The following is a 22,925-nucleotide window of genomic DNA, read 5'->3' on the forward strand; positions in this document are numbered from 1 at the left end:
GTTTATGTTTTACGGTTCTAAAAAGGAATTTGAACAACAAAAAAATGCATTTCTGGATGCTGCGCATTATTTATGGATGACAGACCCTTTTTATTTTAAGCAGTCAGGTTTTTTTAGCCGAATTGATAGTGTGGTCAGGCAGGTCGAAACTGAAATAGGAATGAACTGTCTTTCATGGGCAGGTGGCGAGGAAATATTAAAATACAAAACGGCAGTTTTGAGCTACCAGAAATCTGTTATCTTAAATAATAAAATCTATTCGAAGTGGATGGCGGAGCAAGAATGCAAAAATAAACGATCCGCAGAGCTATACAAATTATACAATAAAATAATCGGCTTTCTGGCAGGTATAGGGCAGGTGGCTACGGGAGTGGGGATTTGTGTGTCTACGGCCAGTAGTGGAATGATACCTGGTGCTTCAATGATAATGCAGGGTCTGAATAATACTTATGAAAATGGATATTACCTTGTAGTCTATGAGGAAGTCTCAGGACCACTCAGGGACGCATACCATTATTCGGCGAACAAGACCGGTTATGATGAAAAGAAGGCGGATATTGCCTACGGCACGATCGATCTTGCTCTTTCCGGATATGGATTGTTCAGAAAGATCCCCACACCACGAGAGAAATCATGGAACCTTTTTGGCATTACAATAAAACAAACAGATTATGTTCGTAGTGTGAGAGAAATGACTCAACCTGTCTTCATGCTTGAGATCATCAGTGATGAATTTACTGTTTTATCATTGATGCCTGCTTTTAATGAAAGCGACTTGAGGCACTAAAAATGGAGCAGGATGTTATCTTTTTATCGAAGTCATGGCTTCCGGTTGTTTTTTATTATTTTGCTGGAATGGTTTCTTTTATTGGGTGCTATCATCTGCATAGGTGTGCTTGTGTTTATTCAAATACGCTATGTCGTTTTTTATTTATTGTTGTAATAAATTTTTTCGGTGCAATTCATATCATTACTGGGTTCTACGATGTAGTGGGTTATCACAGCTATGGTATCAACATATTGAAAATGTACCGTATAGCTGATTACGATACGATTCGGTTCGGTGCCGTTCTGTTCGCTGTCCTGAATGCACTATTGGTTCGGCGAATATAATAGGGAGGTGGAAGCAGTGCGTTAACACGTTATCATGAGTGAAAGTTGAAATGAAAAGAGGCTGTATGACTATCACAATCAACAAAACCCCAATCGACCGCCTGCTGGGCATCATGCAACGTCTGCGCGACCCGGAAAAGGGCTGTCCGTGGGATAAAGAACAGACCTTTGCCACCATCGCACCTTATACGCTGGAAGAGACTTACGAAGTGCTGGATGCTATTTCCCGCGAAGATTTCGATGATTTACGCGGCGAATTAGGCGATTTATTGTTCCAGGTGGTGTTTTACGCACAAATGGCCCAGGAACAAAAGCTGTTCAATTTCGACGATATCTGTGCCGCTATCAGCGACAAGCTGGAGCGCCGCCATCCGCATATTTTCGGTGACGCGCATGCGGAAAACAGCAGTGAAGTGCTGGCCCGCTGGGAAGAGATTAAAAGCGCTGAACGTGCCGAAAAATCGCAGCATTCCGCGCTGGATGACATTCCGCATAGTCTCCCTGCCTTAATGCGCGCCCATAAAATCCAGAAACGATGCTCAACTGTAGGCTTTGACTGGACCTCGTTGGGGCCAGTGCTGGACAAAGTCTACGAAGAAATTGACGAAGTCATGGATGAGGCGAAACAGGCTGTCGTGGACGAGGCGAAACTGGAAGAAGAGATGGGCGATTTGCTGTTCGCAACGGTCAATCTTTCGCGTCATTTAGGCGTAAAAGCGGAAGTCGCGTTGCAAAAAGCGAATCTGAAATTCGAGCGTCGTTTCCGCGAAGTTGAGCGGATCGTTGCCGCCCGTGGCCTGGAAATGAGCGGAATCGACCTGGAAGCGATGGAAGAGGTCTGGCAACAGGTAAAACGCCAGGAAACTGATATCTAAAGATATTGTGCTTTCAAGTGCGATTTGTATGATTTTTTAAATAACAAGCGCTTGATTTACGTCAAAATCATTTTGCTGAAAGTGGCTATTTTCTCACTCCTTATTACAGGTGAGGTTAGGGATAAGGGGTGAGAATGAAAGTTTGTGAGGCACGCCCTGTTCAGGTATACTACTTTCCCGTCCTGGTTATTCCATCGTTTCACCCTAACTTCTCAGGTTCAGCATGACAACGAACTATATTTTTGTGACCGGCGGGGTCGTATCCTCTCTGGGTAAAGGCATTGCCGCAGCCTCCCTCGCAGCCATTCTTGAAGCCCGTGGCCTCAATGTGACCATGATGAAACTGGATCCGTATATCAACGTCGATCCGGGTACCATGAGCCCAATCCAACACGGGGAAGTGTTCGTTACTGAAGACGGCGCCGAAACCGATCTGGACCTGGGTCACTATGAGCGTTTCATCCGCACCAAGATGACCCGTCGTAATAACTTCACGACTGGCCGTATCTATTCCGAAGTGCTGCGCAAAGAGCGCCGTGGCGACTACCTGGGCGCGACCGTTCAGGTTATTCCGCACATCACCAATGCTATCAAAGAGCGCATCATTGAAGGCGGCGAAGGCCATGATGTCGTGCTGGTGGAAATCGGCGGTACCGTAGGCGATATCGAATCGCTGCCGTTCCTCGAAGCGATTCGCCAGATGGCCGTTGAAGTGGGCCGCGAACGTACGCTGTACATGCACCTGACGCTGGTGCCGTACATGGCCGCTTCGGGCGAAGTGAAAACCAAACCGACGCAGCACTCCGTAAAAGAGCTGCTTTCTATCGGTATTCAGCCTGATATCCTGATTTGCCGTTCCGATCGTGCCGTGCCGGCAAACGAGCGTGCAAAGATTGCTTTGTTCTGTAATGTTCCGGAAAAGGCTGTTATCTCCCTTAAAGATGTCGATTCCATTTATAAAATTCCGGGCCTGTTGAAATCGCAGGGGCTGGACGATTATATTTGTAAACGATTCAGCTTGAACTGCCCGGAAGCAAATCTGGCCGAATGGGAACAGGTCATTTACCAGCAGGCGAACCCGGTAGATGAAGTCACCATCGGTATGGTCGGCAAGTACATTGAACTGCCGGATGCCTATAAGTCAGTTATCGAAGCGCTGAAACACGGTGGCCTGAAAAATCGTGTAACCGTCAACATCAAACTGATCGATTCGCAAGATGTTGAAACACGTGGTGTCGAAATTCTGAAAGGTCTGGATGCTATTCTGATCCCTGGCGGTTTCGGCTATCGCGGCGTGGAAGGCAAGATCGCCACTGCACGCTACGCGCGTGAAAACAATATTCCTTATCTGGGCATTTGCCTGGGGATGCAGGTTGCGCTGATCGAGTATGCTCGCAACGTCGCTGGAATGGAGGGCGCCAACTCGACGGAATTTGTGCCAGACTGTAAGTACCCGGTTGTGGCGCTCATTACCGAATGGCGTGATGAAGAAGGCAAGATTGAAGTACGTTCGGAAAAGAGCGATCTCGGTGGCACCATGCGCCTCGGCGCACAGCAGTGCCAGCTTGGCGACGACAGCCTGGTCCGTCAACTGTATGGTGAGCCGACCATTGTCGAACGCCATCGCCATCGCTACGAAGTTAACAATCTGCTGTTGAAACAAATTGAAGCTGCGGGTCTGCGTGTTGCAGGCCGTTCCGGCGATGATCAGTTGGTCGAGATCATCGAGGTGCCAAATCATCCGTGGTTTGTCGCTTGTCAGTTCCACCCGGAATTTACTTCTACGCCGCGTGACGGGCACCCGCTGTTTGCAGGCTTTGTGAAAGCCGCCAGCGAGTATCAGAAGCGCCAGGCGAAGTAAGAGTTAGAACGGCAGTGCACCCAAATGGGTGCATTGTTTGTCTGGAGTTTTAGTTTAACTTGTACTGAGGAAATCCTAATGTCCAAAATCGTTAAAGTCATCGGTCGTGAAATCATCGACTCCCGTGGTAACCCGACTGTTGAAGCCGAAGTACACCTGGAAGGTGGTTTCGTTGGTCTGGCAGCTGCTCCGTCAGGTGCTTCTACGGGTTCCCGCGAAGCGCTGGAACTGCGTGATGGCGACAAATCCCGTTTCATGGGTAAAGGCGTACTGAAAGCGGTTGGCGCGGTTAACGGCCCGATCGCTCAGGCAATCCTGGGCAAAGATGCCAAAGATCAGGCTGGCATTGACAAGATCATGATCGACCTGGACGGTACTGAAAACAAATCTAACTTCGGTGCTAACGCAATCCTGGCTGTTTCTCTGGCGACCGCTAAAGCTGCTGCTGCTTCTAAAGGCCTGCCGCTGTATGCACATATCGCTGAACTGAACGGCACCCCGGGCAAATACTCCATGCCGGTTCCGATGATGAACATCATCAACGGTGGTGAGCACGCTGACAACAACGTCGACATTCAGGAATTCATGATTCAGCCGGTTGGCGCGAAATCCCTAAAAGAAGCAGTACGTATGGGTTCAGAAGTGTTCCACAACCTGGCTAAAGTTCTGAAATCCAAAGGTATGAACACTGCTGTTGGTGACGAAGGCGGCTATGCGCCGAACCTGGGTTCCAACGCTGAAGCACTGGCTGTTATCGCAGAAGCGGTTAAAGCTGCGGGTTACGAGCTGGGCAAAGACATCACTCTGGCGATGGACTGCGCGGCTTCTGAATTCTACAAAGACGGTAAATACGTTCTGGCTGGCGAAGGCAACAAAGCGTTCACCTCCGAAGAATTCACTCACTTCCTGGAAGACCTGACCAAACAGTACCCGATCGTGTCCATCGAAGATGGTCTGGACGAGTCTGACTGGGCTGGCTTTGCTTACCAGACCAAAGTTCTGGGCGACAAAATCCAGCTGGTTGGTGACGACCTGTTCGTAACTAACACCAAGATCCTGAAAGAAGGCATCGAAAAAGGCATCGTTAACTCCATCCTGATCAAATTCAACCAGATCGGTTCTCTGACCGAAACTCTGGCTGCGATCAAAATGGCGAAAGACGCTGGCTACACCGCTGTCATCTCTCACCGTTCTGGCGAAACTGAAGACGCGACCATCGCTGACCTGGCTGTTGGTACCGCTGCTGGCCAGATCAAAACCGGTTCTATGAGCCGTTCTGACCGCGTTGCTAAATACAACCAGCTGATTCGTATCGAAGAAGCACTGGGTGAACAAGCACCGTACAACGGTCGTAAAGAGATCAAAGGTCAGGCATAAGCCTGTCTTTCTCTGAAATGAAAATGCCAGCCTTTGGGCTGGCATTTTTTTTACCGGTTATAACGTTATTTAAAATCGACGGCCATTTGCTGCGGAATGGAAAGCCCGCGGGTGGTCTGTACGCACTGGGCGATATAATCGGTAAAACGCGGCGGCTTCGGCATACCCAATTCGATGAGTTTGTCATTGCTAAAGCGGACGTTCAGCATGGCGAATGCGCCGTATAGACGCATGGCTTTGAGCATCAGACGCTCGTTGCAGGGCCCAAAAATGTTTTTCAGTTCACGACGCATCTTCACCAGCGTTTCATAGCTGACCTGCGTATAGACATCTTTAACCGGCACGGTTTCCAGTGCGCAAGCCATTGCGGCATCAATATCAGCAAACTTCACGCTGTTCTCTTCGCCAGCGGAGATATGGATAACTTCCCCCGCCGGGATGTCGCTTTTCAGCATCATGATTAGCGCATCGGCACAATAGTCCACCGGGACCACGTCAATGCGGTCTTCCAGCGAGCACATGAATTTTTGCAGCATCAGCGCCATGCTGAATACCCAGAAGATACTGCTGGAGGGCTGGCAGCCGTAATGCGTATGACCCACTACAATAGACGGGCGTGCAATAACCAGCGGCAGGTTCGGATAGGTTTTGCGCATCAGGTGTTCAATGGTGGATTTGGAGTGGGTGTACTCCACCAGATGCTCGGCGTTTTCCTTGAATTCCTGGCTTTCAAAGACCAGTGAATCGGCTTCCGGCGCACATGACATAGCCGTACCGACATGCAGGAAACGCTGCAGCCCCTGCACTTTTGCCATCCGTCCGGCAAAGGCCAGCGTGCCTTCAACGTTGACTTTCCAGATGAGCGGGTTGTTACCAAAAGAGGCGACTGCGGCGCAGTTCAGCACGTGGGTGACGCTGTCCAGACGCGGGTCGTCAAGAAATTGCTCCGGCGTACCCAGATCACCGATGATGATATGTTCGCAGGTCAGACGGGAGAGAATGGATTCGCTGATGTTGAATTTGCGCATGTTCTCTTTTACGCGCTCAACGCCAGCCTGGCTATCCGTTGCCCTGACTAAAAGTAAATAGTTGATTTGACTATCATCATTAAGTATTTTCTCAAACACTGCACCACCGAGGAATCCGGTGACGCCGGTGATCAGTAGAGTTTTCATGATCGCATGCTCATTGTTGTTAATTCGCGGATTGTATTCAGCGAAAATTAAACAATGCTTAAATAAGAGAGGCGGGAATAAATCGATTTCTTAAGGTAATTTTAAGCTTTAAATGCGGAACAAGTTTAATTGGACAGGTAAACATAAAAATAAATTCACTAAAAATAAAAATATTTATAAACATTTGAAATTATTGATATTTAATTCTTTGCTTTAAGTTTTTATTTTGATGTTTTTCTTATGTTAATGAGCGTTATTGAAATAATTTATTACAAATAAATTGATGCTAAGCCTGCTATGCATTATCCATTTTTTTGCTTTATTTCGGTGACAATCTCGCAACATTCACTCATACCGTAACTCGCCCTGAAGAGCGAAATCTGTAATAATTAATGTTTATTCCCAGGCAGAGTTGATTATGCAGTACCCGATTAATGAGATGTTCCAGACCTTGCAAGGCGAGGGCTATTTTACCGGCGTTCCTGCCATTTTTATTCGTTTACAGGGATGCCCGGTTGGTTGCGCCTGGTGCGACACCAAACACACCTGGGATAAGCTTGAAGATCGGGAAGTCTCCCTCTACAGCATTCTGGCCAAGACCAAAGAGAGCGATAAATGGGGCGCGGCGAGCAGTGAAGATCTGCTGGCGATTATTGAGCGTCAGGGATGGACTGCGCGCCATGTGGTGATCACCGGCGGCGAACCCTGTATCCATGATTTGATTCCGTTGACCCATCTTCTGGAAAAACAGGGGTTCAGTTGTCAGATTGAGACCAGCGGCACTCATGAAGTGCGTACGTCTCATGCGACATGGGTGACCGTGTCGCCGAAGGTAAATATGCGCGGGGGCTATGACATCCTCCAGCAGGCGCTGGAACGGGCTGATGAAATCAAACACCCGGTTGGGCGTACGCGTGATATTGAGGCGCTTGATGAGTTGCTGACGCAACTGACGGATGACAAACACCGCGTTATTGCGCTCCAGCCTATCAGCCAGAAAGACGATGCCACCCGCCTGTGTATCGAAACCTGTATCGCCCGCAACTGGCGGTTGTCGATGCAGACGCACAAATATCTGAACATTGCCTGATTCATTTTCTGCGGGTGGTATTTTTACCAGCAGAATGCGCATTCTCTGAGCGCCCGGCCCACGTGCCGGGCGTTTTTGTTTTTCCGCCGGAAGGGCGGGGAAGTGAGGTGTGAAACAACGCTATCCGGTGAAATCGGTTTTTACCTTGGGTGTGTTTTTATTCTTAATAATAATCAATATGTTAGTTTTTCTTGTCACACCGAAAAAATCGGTAGAATTTGAGATGCAATAAATAATTCTATAATTCAATGGATTATATTTAGAGTGTTCCCCGCGCGAGCGGGGATAAACCGCCCAGGGTATCGCGGGTAATCAAGCCGGTTTCGTGTTCCCCGCGCGAGCGGGGATAAACCGAGCGAATTTACGTTTTTCAGGGTGGCAGAAAAGTGTTCCCCGCGCGAGCGGGGATAAACCGGAGTGATGACACCCGTACAGGGAGAAGTCGAGGTGTTCCCCGCGCGAGCGGGGATAAACCGCTTCTATGCCGGAAAGGTCACGCTCAACAATGGTGTTCCCCGCGCGAGCGGGGATAAACCGGTGCCGCTTCCCTGGGGAAAACCAGACTGATTGTGTTCCCCGCGCGAGCGGGGATAAACCGTGTGCGAGTTGCCAGGCTGATGCAGAAAAGCGGTGTTCCCCACGCCAGTGGGGATAAATAACCATAACGGAAGGGAAATAAGCTTACGCAGGCGCTAACGGCACAGAAGCGGAAAATTACTCGCCTCGGTAGATACACCCTGCAGTACAGGTCTCTTTAATCATCACTGCGCTCAGCAGGGGCACGATAGGTTTAATCTGATCCCAGATCCATTTTGCCAGCACTTCGCTGGTCGGGTTTTCAAGGCCCGGAATATCGTTAAGATAGTAGTGATCCAGACGATCGTAAGTCGGCTTGAATGCCGCCTTGAGCTCAGCGAAATCCATGATCCAGCCCGTATGCGGATCCACCTCGCCGGTGATCTCCAGACGCACCATAAATGAGTGGCCATGAAGGCGACCGCATTTATGCCCGGCTGGCACATGCGGCAAACGGTGAGCGGCTTCGAACATGAAATCTTTAAATAACGTGGTGGACATACTGAACTCTCTGACTGGCTGAAAAAACCGCGGCATGGTAGCCGAAATGACCTTTTTTATCATTAACTAAAATCGGCAAAAGTGATTAATCGCTACGTTTTACCGGGGTGCTTATATTTTTATCTTTAAAATCAAACAATTAATTAATCTATTTTACTGTTATAAACTATGAGTAAAACAGGTTAGTTCTTTTGGTTATTTATTATTTCCAACCTTTCTTTAATTGTTATTATCCCCGCCGTTAACCTTACTTTCTCTTCTGTTTTTAGTGCGCTGACAGGGCGTGAAAACAGCTTTGCTTTACTCCACATAATTCGGGTTGCAGGAAGGCGGCAAGCGAGCGAGTCCCGATGAGCTTACACCGGTAAGTGATTCGGGCGAACGAGAACAGCCAACGCATCTGCAGCATGAAGTATGACGAGTATTACTGGAACATAACGACGCATGACGACTCAGGTCCCACCTTCCGCTTTGCTTCCGCTGAACCCGGAGCAACTGGCACGCCTTCAGGCGGCCACAACCGATTTAACACCCACCCAGCTTGCCTGGGTTTCCGGCTATTTCTGGGGCGTGCTGAATCAGCAACCCGGTGCAGCAGTTGCAACGGCAACACCTGCAGCGACCGAAGCCCCGACCATTACGCTTCTCTCCGCTTCGCAAACCGGCAATGCGCGTCGTGTTGCGGAAGCACTGCGTGACGATCTGCTGGCGGCAAAACTTAACGTCAAACTGGTGAGCGCGGGCGACTATAAATTCAAACAAATCGCTAACGAAAAACTGCTGATCGTTGTTGCTTCTACGCAAGGGGAAGGGGAGCCGCCGGAAGAGGCCGTTGCGTTACATAAGTTCCTGTTCTCGAAAAAAGCGCCGAAGCTTAATGGCACTGCCTTCGCCGTACTGGGGCTTGGTGACACGTCCTATGAGTTTTTCTGCCAGGCAGGCAAAGATTTCGATAGCAAACTGGCTGAACTGGGCGCCGAGCGCCTGCTCGATCGCGTCGACGCAGACGTTGAGTTCCAGGCCGCCGCCGCTGAATGGCGCGCGCGCGTGGTTGAGGTGCTGAAGGCACGGGTCCCGAAAGAGACGCCGGCCCAGGCCGCGGTGACAGCAACCGGTGCGGTGAATGAGGTTTTCTCCAGCCCTTATACGAAAGAAGAACCGCTGACCGCGACCCTCTCAGTGAATCAAAAAATCACGGGCCGCGATTCAGAAAAAGACGTGCGTCATATTGAAATCGATCTGGGCGATTCCGGCCTGCGCTATCAGCCGGGCGATGCGCTGGGCGTGTGGTATCAGAACGATCCTGCGCTGGTAAAAGAACTGATTGAGTTACTGTGGCTCAAAGGCGATGAACCCGTCAGCGTAGACGGCAAAACCCTGCCGCTGTCCGAAGCGCTGCAATGGCATTTCGAGCTGACGGTCAATACCGGCAATATCGTAGAAAACTACGCCACCCTCACCCGCAGTGAATCACTGCTGCCGCTGGTGGGCGATAAAGCCAAATTGCAGCACTACGCCGCGACCACGCCGATTGTGGATATGGTGCGTTTCTCTCCGGCACAGCTGGATGCCGGGGCGTTGACCGGGCTACTGCGTCCGCTGACGCCGCGCCTCTACTCCATTGCCTCTTCACAGGCCGAAGTGGAAACCGAAGTGCATGTCACTGTCGGTGTGGTGCGCTATGACATTGAAGGCCGCGCGCGCGCGGGTGGGGCATCGAGCTTCCTCGCCGATCGCGTGGAGGAAGAGGGTGAAGTGCGTGTGTTCATCGAACATAACGATAACTTCCGTCTGCCAGCCAACCCGGAAACACCGGTCATTATGATTGGTCCGGGTACCGGTATTGCGCCGTTCCGCGCCTTCATGCAGCAGCGTGCGGCAGAAGGGGCGGAAGGTAAGAACTGGCTATTCTTCGGCAATCCGCACTTTACGGAAGATTTCCTCTACCAGGTTGAGTGGCAGCGCTACGTCAAAGAAGGTGTGCTGAACCGTATCGATCTGGCCTGGTCTCGTGACCAAAAAGAAAAAATATACGTACAAGACAAACTGCGTCAGCAAGGCGCGGAACTGTGGCGCTGGATTAATGACGGTGCGCACATTTATGTCTGTGGCGACGCGAATCGCATGGCGAAGGACGTTGAGCAGGCTTTACTGGACGTGATTGCCGAGTTTGGTGCGATGGACGCCGAAGCGGCGGACGAATATTTAAGTGAGCTGCGCGTAGAGCGCCGTTATCAGCGAGATGTCTACTAATGAGTGAAAAACATCCAGGCCCACTGGTGGTCGAAGGAAAACTGACAGACGCCGAGCGCATGAAGCTGGAAAGCAACTATCTGCGCGGAACCATTGCGGAAGATTTGAATGACGGTCTGACCGGCGGCTTTAAAGGCGACAACTTCCTGCTGATCCGTTTCCACGGCATGTACCAGCAGGATGATCGCGATATTCGCGCTGAGCGTGCGGCACAGAAGCTGGAGCCACGCCACGCGATGCTGCTGCGCTGCCGCCTGCCGGGAGGTGTTATCACCACTAAACAGTGGCAGGCGATTGATAAATTTGCCGCTGAGAACACTATCTATGGCAGTATCCGCCTGACCAACCGTCAGACGTTCCAGTTCCACGGCATTCTGAAAAAGAACGTGAAACCGGTACACCAGATGCTGCACTCCGTTGGTCTGGACGCACTGGCGACCGCTAACGACATGAACCGTAACGTGTTGTGTACCTCCAACCCGTACGAGTCAGAACTGCACGCCGAAGCCTACGAGTGGGCGAAGAAGATTTCTGAACACCTGCTGCCGCGCACTCGCGCTTACGCAGAGATCTGGCTCGATCAGGAAAAAGTGGCGACCACTGACGAAGAGCCGATCCTCGGTCAGACCTATCTGCCGCGTAAGTTTAAAACGACGGTCGTGATCCCGCCGCAGAACGATATCGATCTGCACGCCAACGACATGAACTTTGTCGCGGTCGCGGAAAACGGCAAGCTGGTGGGCTTTAACCTGCTGGTGGGCGGTGGTCTGTCTATCGAGCACGGTAATAAGAAAACCTATGCCCGTACGGCGAGCGAGTTTGGCTATCTGCCGGTTGAGCATACGCTGGCCGTTGCCGAAGCGGTGGTCACAACCCAGCGCGACTGGGGTAACCGTACCGACCGTAAAAACGCGAAGACCAAATATACGCTGGAACGTGTGGGCGTTGAGACTTTCAAAGCGGAAGTTGAGCGTCGCGCAGGTATCAAGTTCGAACCGATCCGTCCGTATGAGTTTACCGGGCGCGGCGATCGCATAGGCTGGGTGAAAGGGATCGACAATAAATGGCATCTGACGCTGTTTATCGAAAATGGTCGAATCCTCGATTATCCGGGGCGTCCGTTGAAAACGGGCCTGCTGGAGATCGCGAAGATCCATAAAGGCGAGTTCCGTATTACCGCCAATCAGAACCTGATCATCGCCGGCGTGCCGGATAGTCAGAAAGCGAAAATCGAAAAAATCGCGCGTCAGAGCGGCCTGATGGATGCCGTGACGCCGCAGCGTGAAAACTCGATGGCCTGTGTATCATTCCCGACCTGCCCGCTGGCGATGGCCGAAGCAGAGCGCTTCCTGCCGTCGTTTATCGATAAAGTGGAAGAGGTGATGGCGAAGCATGGATTGAGCGATGAGCATATTGTGACGCGCGTGACGGGCTGCCCGAACGGCTGTGGCCGCGCGATGCTGGCAGAAGTGGGCCTGGTGGGTAAAGCGCCTGGCCGCTACAACCTGCATCTGGGCGGTAACCGCATCGGGACACGTATTCCACGGATGTTCAAAGAGAACATTACCGAGCCAGAAATCATCGCTTCGCTGGATGAACTGGTAGGGCGCTGGGCGAAAGAGCGCGAAGCGGGTGAAGGTTTCGGTGATTTCACCATCCGCGCCGGCATTATCCGTCCGGTGCTCGACCCGGCGCGCGATCTCTGGGATTAAGCTTCCTTGCCTTTCCCCCTCTCCCTGGGGAGAGGGATGGGGTGAGGGGAGAAAACACACGAGAGGTAATTATGTCCGTACTCGATCTATCTGCCCTGAATGCTCTGTCGAAAGACGACCGCACGCAGGCTTTGGCGGAGGCTAACGCTCAACTGGAAGCGCAAACCGCAGAAGAACGCGTGGCCTGGGCGCTGGAGAATCTGCCAGGTGAGTATGTGCTGTCGTCCAGTTTTGGTATCCAGGCGGCGGTGAGTCTGCACCTGGTGAATCAGGTGCGCCCGAATATCCCGGTTATCCTGACGGACACGGGTTACCTGTTCCCGGAAACCTATCGGTTTATTGATGAGCTAACGGACAAGCTCGGCCTGAATCTGCAGATTTACCGCGCGCCGCAAAGCCCTGCCTGGCAGGAAGCGCGTTACGGCAAGCTGTGGGAGCAGGGCGTTGAGGGTATTGAAAAATACAATGACATCAACAAAGTTGAGCCGATGAACCGGGCGTTGAAAGAGTTGAATGCGCAAACCTGGTTCGCGGGCCTGCGTCGCGAGCAGTCCAGTAGCCGTGCTAATCTGCCTGTGCTGGATATTCAGCGCGGAGTCTTCAAAGTGCTGCCGATCATCGACTGGGATAACCGTACGGTTTACCAGTATCTGCAAAAACACGGCCTGAAATATCATCCGCTGTGGGATGAGGGCTATCTGTCCGTGGGCGATACGCACACCACGCGTAAGTGGGAGCCGGGCATGGCAGAAGAGGACACCCGTTTCTTCGGCCTTAAGCGCGAGTGCGGCCTGCACGAAGGCTGATGGTGAGTTGTTCGTTATTACATGAAGAAGCGCCCGGCTAACCACCGGGCGTTTTTTATTGTCTATAGAAAACCCCCAGCTAGGCTGGGGGTTCCGGAAAGCTTTCAGCTTTAAGCCAGTTATTAAAACCCCTTTTGATTTGTTAAAACACCTTGCGGTCTGGCAACTGCAAAAGTTCAACAAGAAATCAAAAGGGGGTCCCAATGGGGGACGAAAAGAGCTTAGCGCACACCCGATGGAACTGTAAATATCACATAGTTTTTGCGCCAAAATACCGAAGACAAGCGTTCTATGGAGAGAAACGTCTTGCGATAGGGAGCATTTTAAGAAAGCTGTGTGAGTGGAAAAATGTACGGATCCTGGAAGCTGAATGCTGCGCAGATCATATCCATATGCTTGTGGAAATCCCGCCCAAAATGAGCGTATCCGGCTTTATGGGATATCTGAAAGGGAAAAGCAGTCTGATGCTTTATGAGCAGTTTGGCGATCTGAAATTCAAATACAGGAACAGGGAGTTCTGGTGCCGGGGATACTACGTAGACACGGTAGGGAAGAACACGGCGAAGATACAAGAATACATAAAGCACCAGCTTGAAGAGGATAAAATGGGCGAGCAGTTGTCGATCCCTTATCCGGGTAGCCCGTTTACGGGCCGTAAGTAACGAAGTTTGATGCAAATGTCAGATCGTATGCGCCTGTTAGGGCGCGGCTGGTAACAGAGCCTTATAGGCGCATCCGAAAAACCTCCGGCTATGCCGGAGGATATTTATTTGGCGGTGGTATGGGGTTACGCGGGTGAAATGAGATGTTGCACCGGTTGTGGTGTTCTTTAATGAGTAGAATCAAAGTATTACCGTTCTTAAAAAATACGGAAACGTTGCCAGGATGTTGGGTGTGGTAATTACTGTTCAAATTTAACGCGTGACGTTTAGAGTATTCCCGCGCCAGCGGGGATAAACTGGCCTCGGAAATCCTGGGCAGCGCAAGACCCTGGTGTTCCCCTCACCGCGGGGATAAACATGGCTCCGAACATTAGTACGAAATATCGAGGCGTGTTCGCCGGGTGAGTAATGTGCACCTTAACCCCTTCATCTGTCCGATTCCGGACACGTTCCGCAGAACCGATTTTGTTATCGTAACAACGCCATTATCCATGGCATGGAATATGACAACGTTATCAGGGACATTATGATGAAAAAGATCACACTGGCGGCACTCCTTATGACCACTGGCTTCTCTGCTTATGCAGAAACGGAAACCTGTAAACAGTATTTTGCTGAGGTAGATAGCTTTATTGAGCTGGCATCAAAACAGGAGGGGACAAAGGCACAGGCCGATATGCTCAAAACACAGCATGCGGAAAGTAAAAAACAGATGGAGGCCCTCACGGCGGAACAGCAGGATGCAGGATGTAAGCAAGGCCTGGCAGCCATGCAGCAACTGAAAGCAGCCATGAACCCCAAGTAACCCCACACGTTACAGGCCACGCACTCCGTGGCCTCTTTTCGCGAGAATAATCAGTAAACAAGCGACCTCACCCTCAATTATAATTCGCCAGGATCTCAATGGCTGAATTAGCCAGCCCCGGTGATTTGGTTTCGCCCGTAGGAACATATCTGGCGGCCAGTTTTACCTGAACAGGTGCTGGTGTTACGCCAGGCGTGAAGGTTTGGGTCGATACCACATTGGGTGCGTCAAAAATGACAGTGTCTGAAGGAATACCTGTTGATGAGGTAAGCGTGTTGGCATCACCCCAGACAAGCTGGATGCCGTAACCCGTTGCGCCCCCGGGGGTAAGGGCAATGGTGCCAGGAATAGCGCTGACAATGCCGGCTCGTGGCAGAACAGAAAGGGCTAAACCCATATGTGGCGTATTCGCGGTTCGGCTTGAAATAACATTGCTATTGTTCAGTGTTGCTGTCATTCCGTAACCCCATGATGCGGGGCAGTTCACCGTAAATGTGGCATCTTTCCAGCGAGACGGAAAATCGCCAAAATGCTCGCCCATTAACACGGTTTTATTTTCTATATCACAGGTACCCGGATTAATATCGAGAGTACCGGAAAGTTTCGCATGCATCACCGACCATGTATCTAATGCTGCTGAACTGCTCATATTCATGCGAGAAGCGTAACTATCTGATGCCTTTGCTTGCAGGCCGAGATCAACATAGATATCTGAAAAATTCAGCGATCCTGTCCCTAATTTACCCGGTATCTTCCACAGGGTGATTTTAAGATTAAACTCGGGCGTTGCTTGCGCCAGCGTATTTGTCAGAGACCACGGCCCAAGGACGGTTGGCGTTGTAATAGTATTTAGCGCTTTGTTGCCGCCAGAAGTCATTTCATTGAATGATATTCCTATACCATTTATTGAGGTGGGAAATATAACATTGCCATCGTGAATATGTGGTGTTGTGCTTGTTCTCACAAATGCGACCCATAAGAGTGTCGTTCCTGCACCTGACTCAGTGACCTGACACTGGCTATTTGCCTTGCCGAAATGAAAATAATTATAGGTATAGAGTTTTCGGTAATGCGTTGTATCGTTTGATAAACCTACTGTTATTTTATCAAGAGAAGCCGAGTGGGGTAATGTCACTGTGGATGCAGAGCCACCATAGCAATTAATAGTGAAAGCAAATGATAATGTCGGCCATATCATTACAGTCAATATCAATAATATTTTTTTAAACATAGCATACCACTTACATACGTGATTTTATTTCCACTGCACGGAAATGAATTCACCATATGAATACTAAGATTTCGTGAAATAAGTTTGAGTAAAAAACTGAGAGCAGATTAAAATGTTATTTTCGATAGATCAATAAAAATCGATCGGTGCTAACTATTGTTTTTAAGGATCAATTTATAGTTATCAATGGGTTATTTCAACTTAATTAACGTAAATATAAAAAGAAACAAACCGATAATAAATCAATAAAATGTCACAGGACGTGGGTTAATGACGTAATACTGAAAAAAGACTTACCCGGTCATACGAGTCAGTCTTTTTTCTGATCCTATTTTTTCTCCGCCTTTGCCAGTTCTTTTACCAGCGGCAGCATAATGCGCACTACATCACGGCTGCGGCGGTCAATACGGCCGGGCAGGGCCTGATCGATATGCTGAATGTTATCCAGCTTGATATCGTGCCAGCTCACGCCGTCCGGGAACGCTTTCGATTTAGCACGCTGCTGATAGCCATCCTTTTTCCCCAACGACCAGTTTGTCGCCTCGACGGACAAAACCGGTATACCGGCTTTATCGAATACGCAGGCATCATTGCAGCAGCTTGTTCCCTGCGGAAAGGCGGGATTCAGGCCCGGATTAGTGGTCGCTTTAATACCCAGGTTACGGGCAATCGCCAGCGCCCGATCGCGCGTCAGTTTCCGCACTGAGGCAGGGGTCTTCTTGCCGCTATTAAAATAGAGGTTATCGCCAACGATAAGGTTGTCGAGATTGATCACCAGCAGGGTATGTTTTTTCTCTCTTTCAGACATGCGGCTAAGCACGTTCTCAGCACCCAGGCTTCCTTCTTCTTCGCCGCTGGTCGCCATAAAGCGAATGGTGTACTCCGTTGGCACCGATTTGAGTTGTTCAGCCAGTTCCAGCATCACGCCCACACCTGCGGCATTATCATCGATGCCCTGTAATGTCAGGCCACCCAGATTATGATTGGTATCAGCATCGCTACGCGGCGCGTAGGTGTCCAGATGAGCCATAATAATGATTTGCTGCGGATGCGTGCCTTCATGGGCGGCTATTACCGTACTGCCCGTGACGTTCTGCCAGTTTTGCTGATTATCATGGGTCGTCCAGCTGTAGCGGCTGTTGAATTTGCGGATGTCACTCTGGTAACCCATCTGCGAAAACTGCTGGCGAAGGTAATCCGCTGCGAGCATTTCGGCAGGGGTGCCGGTCATTCGGCCGGGAAAATAGGTGGCGATATGACGCGCCTGGTTGCTTGCAAATTCGCCGGTATGAGGTGCTCGTGCCTGAGCAGAAAAAATGAAGCATACGCCGAGCGCCAGGGCAGCGGTACGGTGGCGCAATGCGGAAAGCATAGAGAGTCCTTTTACGACAAAAATTTTAACGCGCTTAGTATGAAACTGTGATCCGTTTTACACAATTTCATTTGTTCTTAACTCTGCAAAAAGAGGGGGGTTAAGCACTTTTTGGCATTTGTTTTTTTAGCGCGTTATTCCTTTGCGGAACTACTCATTCCAATTCGTAATTTCATTCGCTCTAAGCTCCCCCCTATAGTCCCACTATTACTGGTTGCTAATGAGTTGTTGCCCTGTGGATTACCTGCCTTTATTTGCTGACGTCAAAGACCGTCCCGTGCTGGTTGTCGGTGGTGGCGACGTTGCTGCCCGTAAGATTGCCTTTTTACGTCGCGCAGGGGCACGCGTAATGGTGGTGACAAAACATCTCGAACCCTCACTACAACAACTGGTGGATGAGCAAAAAATTCATCTGCTGGCTGATGTGTTCGAGGAAGCGCAACTCGATAATGTCTTTCTGGTGATTGCGGCAACGGATGACGCGACAGTCAACCGTCGTGTTTTTGACGCCGCAAATGCCCGCCATCGTCTTGTGAACGTGGTTGATGACCAGCCGCTGTGCTCATTTATCTTCCCGTCGATTGTCGACCGCTCGCCGCTACTGGTGGCTATCTCTTCCGGTGGGAATGCACCGGTACTGGCGCGATTGCTGCGTGAAAAGATTGAAGCATTGTTGCCCGCAAACTTAGGCCGTATGGCCGAGGTGGCCGGACGCTGGCGCACGCGCATTAAAGCATTTCGAAAAACCACCGATGAACGTCGTCGTTTCTGGGAGAGCGCCTTTCGTGGTCGTTTTGCCAGTCTGATGGCGGCGGGCAAAGAGCAGGCGGCGGAACAGGTGCTGGCCGATGAACTGGCAAAACCGGGTAGCAGCACCGGCGAAATTATCCTGGTTGGCGCCGGCCCGGGCGATGCAGGGCTGTTAACACTGCGTGGTTTGCAGGTTATACAGCAGGCTGATGTGGTGTTTTACGATCATCTGGTGACCGACGGTGTGCTGGAGCTGGTACGCCGTGATGCGGAACTGATCAGCGTCGGGAAACGCGCAGGTTCACACCTTGTTGCGCAGCATGATACCAACCGCTTGCTGGTTGAGGCGGCGCAGGCGGGCAAAACCGTGGTGCGTTTAAAAGGCGGCGACCCGTTTATTTTTGGTCGCGGCGGTGAAGAGTTACAGGCGGCTGCCGAAGCGGGCATTCCTTTTCAGGTGGTGCCGGGCGTTACGGCGGCCTCCGGCGCGACGGCTTACGCGGGCATACCGTTGACTCATCGTGACTACGCACAAAGTGCCACCTTTGTTACCGGACATTACAAAGCCGACAGCGCGCCGTTTGACTGGAGGCAACTGGCCCAAAGTCGCCAGACGCTGGCTATCTATATGGGTACGATGAAAGCGGCAGAGATCGGCGAACAACTTATCGCTCACGGGCGTGAGGCAAATACACCGGTCGCGGTGATTTCGCGCGGCACACGGGCTGATCAACAGGTCAGAACCGGCACATTACAACAACTTGAGGAACTGGCGAAAGATGCGCCGATGCCCGCCCTGCTGGTGGTGGGCGAGGTAGTTCAACTGCATCGCGAACTCGCCTGGTTTCAACATGCAACAGACTCAGAGGCGTTTGACGCCTCTGTGGTGAATCTGGCTTAAGGAACGGTTATGGATCAAAAACGACTCACTCACCTGCGACAACTGGAAGCGGAAAGCATCCATATCATTCGCGAGGTGGCTGCCGAATTCGCTAATCCGGTGATGATGTACTCCATCGGCAAAGACTCCAGCGTGATGCTGCACCTGGCGCGTAAAGCCTTCTATCCTGGCACGCTGCCTTTCCCGCTGCTGCACGTGGATACCGGCTGGAAATTCCGTGAGATGTATGAGTTCCGTGACCGCACGGCGAAGGCGTATGGCTGTGAGCTGCTGGTGCATAAAAACCCGGAAGGGGTGGCAATGGGCATTAACCCCTTCGTTCACGGCAGCGCCAAGCATACCGATATCATGAAAACCGAAGGGCTTAAGCAAGCGCTGAACAAATACGGCTTTGATGCAGCCTTCGGTGGTGCGCGCCGTGACGAAGAAAAATCCCGCGCCAAAGAGCGTATTTACTCGTTCCGCGATCGCTTCCACCGCTGGGATCCGAAAAACCAGCGTCCGGAGCTGTGGCATAACTACAACGGCCAGATTAACAAAGGCGAGAGCATCCGCGTGTTCCCGCTCTCTAACTGGACCGAGCTGGATATCTGGCAATATATCTACCTGGAAAATATCGAGATTGTTCCGCTGTACCTGGCCGCTGAACGCCCGGTGCTGGAGCGCGACGGCATGCTGATGATGATCGATGACGATCGTATCGACCTGCAACCTGGCGAAGTGATCGAACAGCGGATGGTGCGCTTCCGTACTCTTGGCTGCTGGCCGTTGACCGGCGCTGTAGAGTCAGAAGCGCAAACGCTGCCGGAAATTATCGAAGAGATGCTGGTTTCTACCACCAGTGAACGTCAGGGCCGCGTGATTGACCGCGACCAGGCAGGCTCCATGGAGCTGAAAAAACGTCAGGGATATTTCTAAGGAGCCGCCATGAATACTACTATTGCCCAACAAATTGCCAACGAAGGCGGCGTCGAAGCGTACCTTCACGCACAGCAGCACAAAAGTCTGCTGCGTTTTCTGACCTGCGGCAGCGTCGATGACGGGAAAAGCACCCTGATCGGCCGCCTGCTGCACGACACGCGCCAGATTTATGAAGATCAGCTCTCTACGCTGCACAATGACAGCAAACGTCACGGCACCCAGGGTGAAAAACTCGACCTGGCCCTGTTGGTCGACGGCCTGCAGGCAGAACGTGAGCAGGGCATCACCATCGACGTGGCGTACCGTTACTTCTCAACCGAGAAGCGCAAATTTATCATTGCCGACACCCCGGGGCACGAACAATACACCCGCAATATGGCCACCGGCGCATCAACCTGCGATCTCGCGATCCTGTTAATTGACGCCCGTAAAGGCGTGCTGGATCAGACGCGTCGTCACAGCTCTATCTCTACGCTGCTGGGCATTAAACACCTGGTGGTGGCGGTCAATAAAATGGACCTGGTCGGCTTTAGCGAAGAGACCTTTGAGAACATTCGTCAGGAGTACCTGACCTTCGCAGAACAGCTACCCGGCAATCTGGACATTCGCTTTGTGCCGCTGTCCGCGTTAGAAGGCGACAACGTCGCCAGCCAGAGCGCCAACATTCCGTGGTACAGCGGCCCGACGCTGCTGGAAGTCCTCGAAACCGTCGAAATTCAGCGCGTTGTGGATACCCAACCGATGCGTTTCCCGGTGCAATACGTTAACCGCCCTAATCTCGATTTCCGCGGTTTTTCCGGTACGCTGGCCTCAGGCAGCGTGAAAGTGGGCCAGCGCATCAAAGCTCTGCCATCCGGCGTGGAATCCACCGTCGCGCGTATTGTGACCTTTGATGGCGACCTTCAGGAAGCGCATGCGGGTGAAGCGATTACCCTGGTGCTTAAAGACGAAATCGACATCAGCCGTGGCGATCTCATTCTGGATGCGCAGGAGAGTGTACCTGCGGTGCAGAGCGCCTCTCTTGACGTGGTGTGGATGGCTGAGCAACCCCTGACGGCAGGGCAGAGCTATGACATCAAAGTGGCAGGTAAAAAAACGCGTGCCCGCGTTGATGCCATTCAGTACCAGGTGGATATTAATAATCTCACCCAGCGTCAGGTGGATACGCTGCCGTTAAACGGTATCGGGCTGGTCGATTTGACCTTTGATGAGCCGCTGACCCTGGATGCCTATCAGCAAAACCCGGTGACCGGCGGTGTTATCTTTATCGACCGCCTGAGCAACGTGACGGTAGGCGCCGGTATGGTGCGGGAAGTGCATCAACAGGAGACTTCTGTACCATCGCAGTTCAGCGCCTTTGAGCTTGAGCTGAATCAGCTTATCCGTAAGCATTTCCCTCACTGGGGCGCGCGTGATTTGCTGGGAGGTAAATAATGGCCGCACATGATGAGAACGTCGTCTGGCATCCTCATCCGGTTACCGTAGCGCAGCGTGAACAACTTCACGGGCACCGTGGGGTTGTGTTGTGGTTTACCGGACTGTCCGGTTCCGGTAAATCGACGGTAGCGGGCGCGCTGGAAGAGGCATTACATCAGCAGGGGGTCAGTACTTACCTGCTTGATGGTGACAATGTGCGTCACGGCTTGTGTAGTGATTTGGGGTTTAGCGATGAAGACCGCAAAGAGAATATTCGTCGGGTTGGGGAAGTGGCCTGCCTGATGGCAGATGCCGGGCTTGTGGTGCTGACTGCGTTTATCTCCCCGCATCGTGCTGAGCGGCAGATGGTGCGTGAACGTGTGGGGGAAGGGCGCTTTATTGAGGTTTTCGTGGATACGCCGCTGGCGATTTGCGAAGCACGCGACCCGAAAGGGCTGTATAAAAAAGCCCGCGCGGGGGAGTTACGCAACTTCACCGGCATTGATGCCGTTTATGAAGCGCCTGAGAAACCCGAAGTTCACCTCGAAGGTGAACAATTGGTAACAAATTTGGTGGGCCAATTATTAGACCTCATGAGACGGGACGATATGATCAGATCCTGAGACAGTGCCGGGGATACGCAGAATGTGGGGCGTATCCTGTTTCGTCGGCCGTCAGTTAATGGGATCAGATATGCGTAATAGTCAGAACATCACCATCTCAAGGTCGGATACCATCACGACCAGCGACGACACCACCTGGTCCCTTCCTGGGGCCGCAGTGGGCTTTGTCGCGTGGCTGTTGGCGCTGGCTATCCCTTTTCTGATTTACGGTCCTAACACGCTGTTCTTCTTCCTCTACACCTGGCCTTTCTTCCTTGCGCTGATGCCCGTCTCGGTTGTGGTGGGTATTGCCCTGCATTCTATCGTCAATGGCAAATTGCTCTACAGCATCGTCCTCACTGCGCTCACCGTTGTGGCCATGTTCGGTGCGTTGTTTATGTGGTTGATGGGCTAAAGCCGACCATACTTCAAACCGTAACTCACATTAAGACAATGTGTCCGGGCACAACCCTACGGAAAGGTGCGCAAATATGTTACATTCTGTCGCGGTGACTCGTTATCACCCGGCCCCGGTGTGGAGTCTGAGAAAAAGTTATGGGATGATGATGCCGTTTTTCAGGGGGCAGGATGGGTAAACTAACGCTGCTATTGCTGGCTTTGCTGGTCTGGCTACAGTATTCGCTGTGGTTTGGCAAAAATGGTCTTCACGACTATAGCCGTGTCAGCGAAGATGTGGCCGCACAGCAGGCGACAAACGCCAAATTAAAAGCGCGCAACGATCAACTCTTTGCTGAAATTGACGATCTCAATGGTGGCCAGGAAGCGATTGAGGAACGCGCTCGCAACGAATTAACGATGACCAAACCGGGCGAAACCTTTTATCGTCTGGTGCCGGACGCGTCCAAACGCAACCAGGGGTCAGTACAGAACACACAAAATAATCGATAAACAATCCCGGGTTTACG

The 22,925-nt window shown here is 51.4% G+C and carries 20 protein-coding genes and 1 CRISPR repeat array; of the genes, 16 read left to right on the top strand and 4 right to left on the bottom strand.

Annotated features, from left to right (window positions below):
* The first annotated feature begins 4 nt into the window (after positions 1-4).
* The 4 genes from AB182_RS04505 (at position 5) to eno (ending at position 5,226) form a co-directional block, all read left to right on the top strand.
* The gene (locus tag AB182_RS04505) at positions 5-787 is read left to right on the top strand and encodes a DUF4225 domain-containing protein (RefSeq protein WP_052958807.1); all 783 of its coding nucleotides are present in this window, start codon (positions 5-7) and stop codon (positions 785-787) included.
* A gap of 391 nt (positions 788-1,178) precedes the next feature.
* Positions 1,179-1,988, top strand: a complete 810-nt coding sequence (mazG, locus tag AB182_RS04515; protein ID WP_047369065.1) for a nucleoside triphosphate pyrophosphohydrolase — start codon at positions 1,179-1,181, stop codon at positions 1,986-1,988.
* 223 nt (positions 1,989-2,211) lie between these two features.
* The gene (gene pyrG / locus AB182_RS04520) at positions 2,212-3,849 is read left to right on the top strand and encodes a glutamine hydrolyzing CTP synthase (RefSeq protein WP_047369066.1); all 1,638 of its coding nucleotides are present in this window, start codon (positions 2,212-2,214) and stop codon (positions 3,847-3,849) included.
* Between the two features lie 78 nt (positions 3,850-3,927).
* Positions 3,928-5,226, top strand: coding sequence for a phosphopyruvate hydratase (gene eno, locus AB182_RS04525; protein ID WP_039077700.1), 1,299 nt, complete (start codon positions 3,928-3,930; stop codon positions 5,224-5,226).
* A gap of 65 nt (positions 5,227-5,291) precedes the next feature.
* Here eno and AB182_RS04530 read toward each other — a convergent pair whose 3' ends face one another.
* Positions 5,292-6,401, bottom strand: a complete 1,110-nt coding sequence (locus tag AB182_RS04530; protein ID WP_047369067.1) for an SDR family oxidoreductase — start codon at positions 6,399-6,401, stop codon at positions 5,292-5,294.
* Positions 6,402-6,819: 418 nt separating this feature from the next.
* Here AB182_RS04530 and queE point away from each other — a divergent pair, with 418 nt between their 5' ends.
* On the top strand, positions 6,820-7,491 hold the full coding sequence (gene queE / locus AB182_RS04535) for a 7-carboxy-7-deazaguanine synthase QueE (RefSeq protein ID WP_039077698.1): 672 nt from the start codon (positions 6,820-6,822) through the stop codon (positions 7,489-7,491).
* 264 nt (positions 7,492-7,755) lie between these two features.
* A CRISPR array of direct repeats spans positions 7,756-8,089; the repeat unit is 29 nt; unit sequence GTGTTCCCCGCGCGAGCGGGGATAAACCG.
* Between the two features lie 116 nt (positions 8,090-8,205).
* Here queE and queD read toward each other — a convergent pair.
* Entirely contained in the window at positions 8,206-8,568 is a 363-nt protein-coding gene (queD, locus tag AB182_RS04540; protein ID WP_047369068.1) for a 6-carboxytetrahydropterin synthase QueD, read from the bottom strand.
* Positions 8,569-9,012: 444 nt separating this feature from the next.
* On the opposite strand from queD, the gene cysJ reads away from it, so the two are divergent.
* The 5 genes from cysJ to AB182_RS04565 all read left to right on the top strand — a co-directional run bounded on the left by cysJ (position 9,013) and on the right by AB182_RS04565 (position 14,806).
* A complete protein-coding gene (gene cysJ, locus AB182_RS04545) occupies positions 9,013-10,821 on the top strand; it encodes an NADPH-dependent assimilatory sulfite reductase flavoprotein subunit (protein ID WP_047369069.1) in 1,809 nt (602 codons plus the stop codon).
* Positions 10,821-12,533 (top strand): assimilatory sulfite reductase (NADPH) hemoprotein subunit, encoded by a 1,713-nt coding sequence (gene cysI, locus AB182_RS04550; RefSeq protein WP_039077695.1) that lies wholly within the window; start codon positions 10,821-10,823, stop codon positions 12,531-12,533. Before cysJ ends, cysI begins: the two co-directional genes overlap by 1 nt.
* Positions 12,534-12,604: 71 nt before the next feature.
* The gene (gene cysH / locus AB182_RS04555) at positions 12,605-13,339 is read left to right on the top strand and encodes a phosphoadenosine phosphosulfate reductase (RefSeq protein WP_047369070.1); all 735 of its coding nucleotides are present in this window, start codon (positions 12,605-12,607) and stop codon (positions 13,337-13,339) included.
* A 203-nt stretch (positions 13,340-13,542) separates the two neighbouring features.
* Positions 13,543-14,001: an IS200/IS605 family transposase gene (gene tnpA / locus AB182_RS04560; RefSeq protein ID WP_038918153.1), complete on the top strand. Its 459-nt coding sequence runs from the start codon at positions 13,543-13,545 to the stop codon at positions 13,999-14,001.
* Between the two features lie 526 nt (positions 14,002-14,527).
* Positions 14,528-14,806 (top strand): DUF5339 domain-containing protein, encoded by a 279-nt coding sequence (locus AB182_RS04565; protein WP_052958808.1) that lies wholly within the window; start codon positions 14,528-14,530, stop codon positions 14,804-14,806.
* A 73-nt stretch (positions 14,807-14,879) separates the two neighbouring features.
* Here AB182_RS04565 and AB182_RS04570 read toward each other — a convergent pair whose 3' ends face one another.
* Entirely contained in the window at positions 14,880-16,037 is a 1,158-nt protein-coding gene (locus tag AB182_RS04570) for a hypothetical protein (protein ID WP_139153688.1), read from the bottom strand.
* Between the two features lie 328 nt (positions 16,038-16,365).
* Positions 16,366-17,409, bottom strand: a complete 1,044-nt coding sequence (locus AB182_RS04575) for an aminopeptidase (protein WP_047369073.1) — start codon at positions 17,407-17,409, stop codon at positions 16,366-16,368.
* A gap of 235 nt (positions 17,410-17,644) precedes the next feature.
* On the opposite strand from AB182_RS04575, the gene cysG reads away from it, so the two are divergent.
* From cysG to ftsB, 6 genes are all read left to right on the top strand, one after another.
* Positions 17,645-19,060: a siroheme synthase CysG gene (gene cysG, locus AB182_RS04580; RefSeq protein WP_047369074.1), complete on the top strand. Its 1,416-nt coding sequence runs from the start codon at positions 17,645-17,647 to the stop codon at positions 19,058-19,060.
* 9 nt (positions 19,061-19,069) lie between these two features.
* Entirely contained in the window at positions 19,070-19,978 is a 909-nt protein-coding gene (gene cysD / locus AB182_RS04585) for a sulfate adenylyltransferase subunit CysD (protein WP_047369075.1), read from the top strand.
* A 9-nt stretch (positions 19,979-19,987) separates the two neighbouring features.
* Positions 19,988-21,415, top strand: a complete 1,428-nt coding sequence (gene cysN, locus AB182_RS04590; protein WP_047369076.1) for a sulfate adenylyltransferase subunit CysN — start codon at positions 19,988-19,990, stop codon at positions 21,413-21,415.
* Positions 21,415-22,020 carry an adenylyl-sulfate kinase gene (gene cysC / locus AB182_RS04595; protein ID WP_047369077.1) on the top strand — a complete coding sequence of 202 codons (606 nt, stop codon included), beginning with the start codon at positions 21,415-21,417 and terminating at the stop codon, positions 22,018-22,020. Before cysN ends, cysC begins: the two co-directional genes overlap by 1 nt.
* Before the next feature lie 70 nt (positions 22,021-22,090).
* A complete protein-coding gene (locus AB182_RS04600) occupies positions 22,091-22,414 on the top strand; it encodes a DUF3561 family protein (RefSeq protein WP_047373181.1) in 324 nt (107 codons plus the stop codon).
* Between the two features lie 173 nt (positions 22,415-22,587).
* Positions 22,588-22,908, top strand: coding sequence for a cell division protein FtsB (gene ftsB / locus AB182_RS04605; RefSeq protein ID WP_047369078.1), 321 nt, complete (start codon positions 22,588-22,590; stop codon positions 22,906-22,908).
* Positions 22,909-22,925: the final 17 nt, after the last annotated feature.

The organism is Phytobacter ursingii (assembly GCF_001022135.1).
GTDB lineage: Bacteria > Pseudomonadota > Gammaproteobacteria > Enterobacterales > Enterobacteriaceae > Phytobacter > Phytobacter ursingii.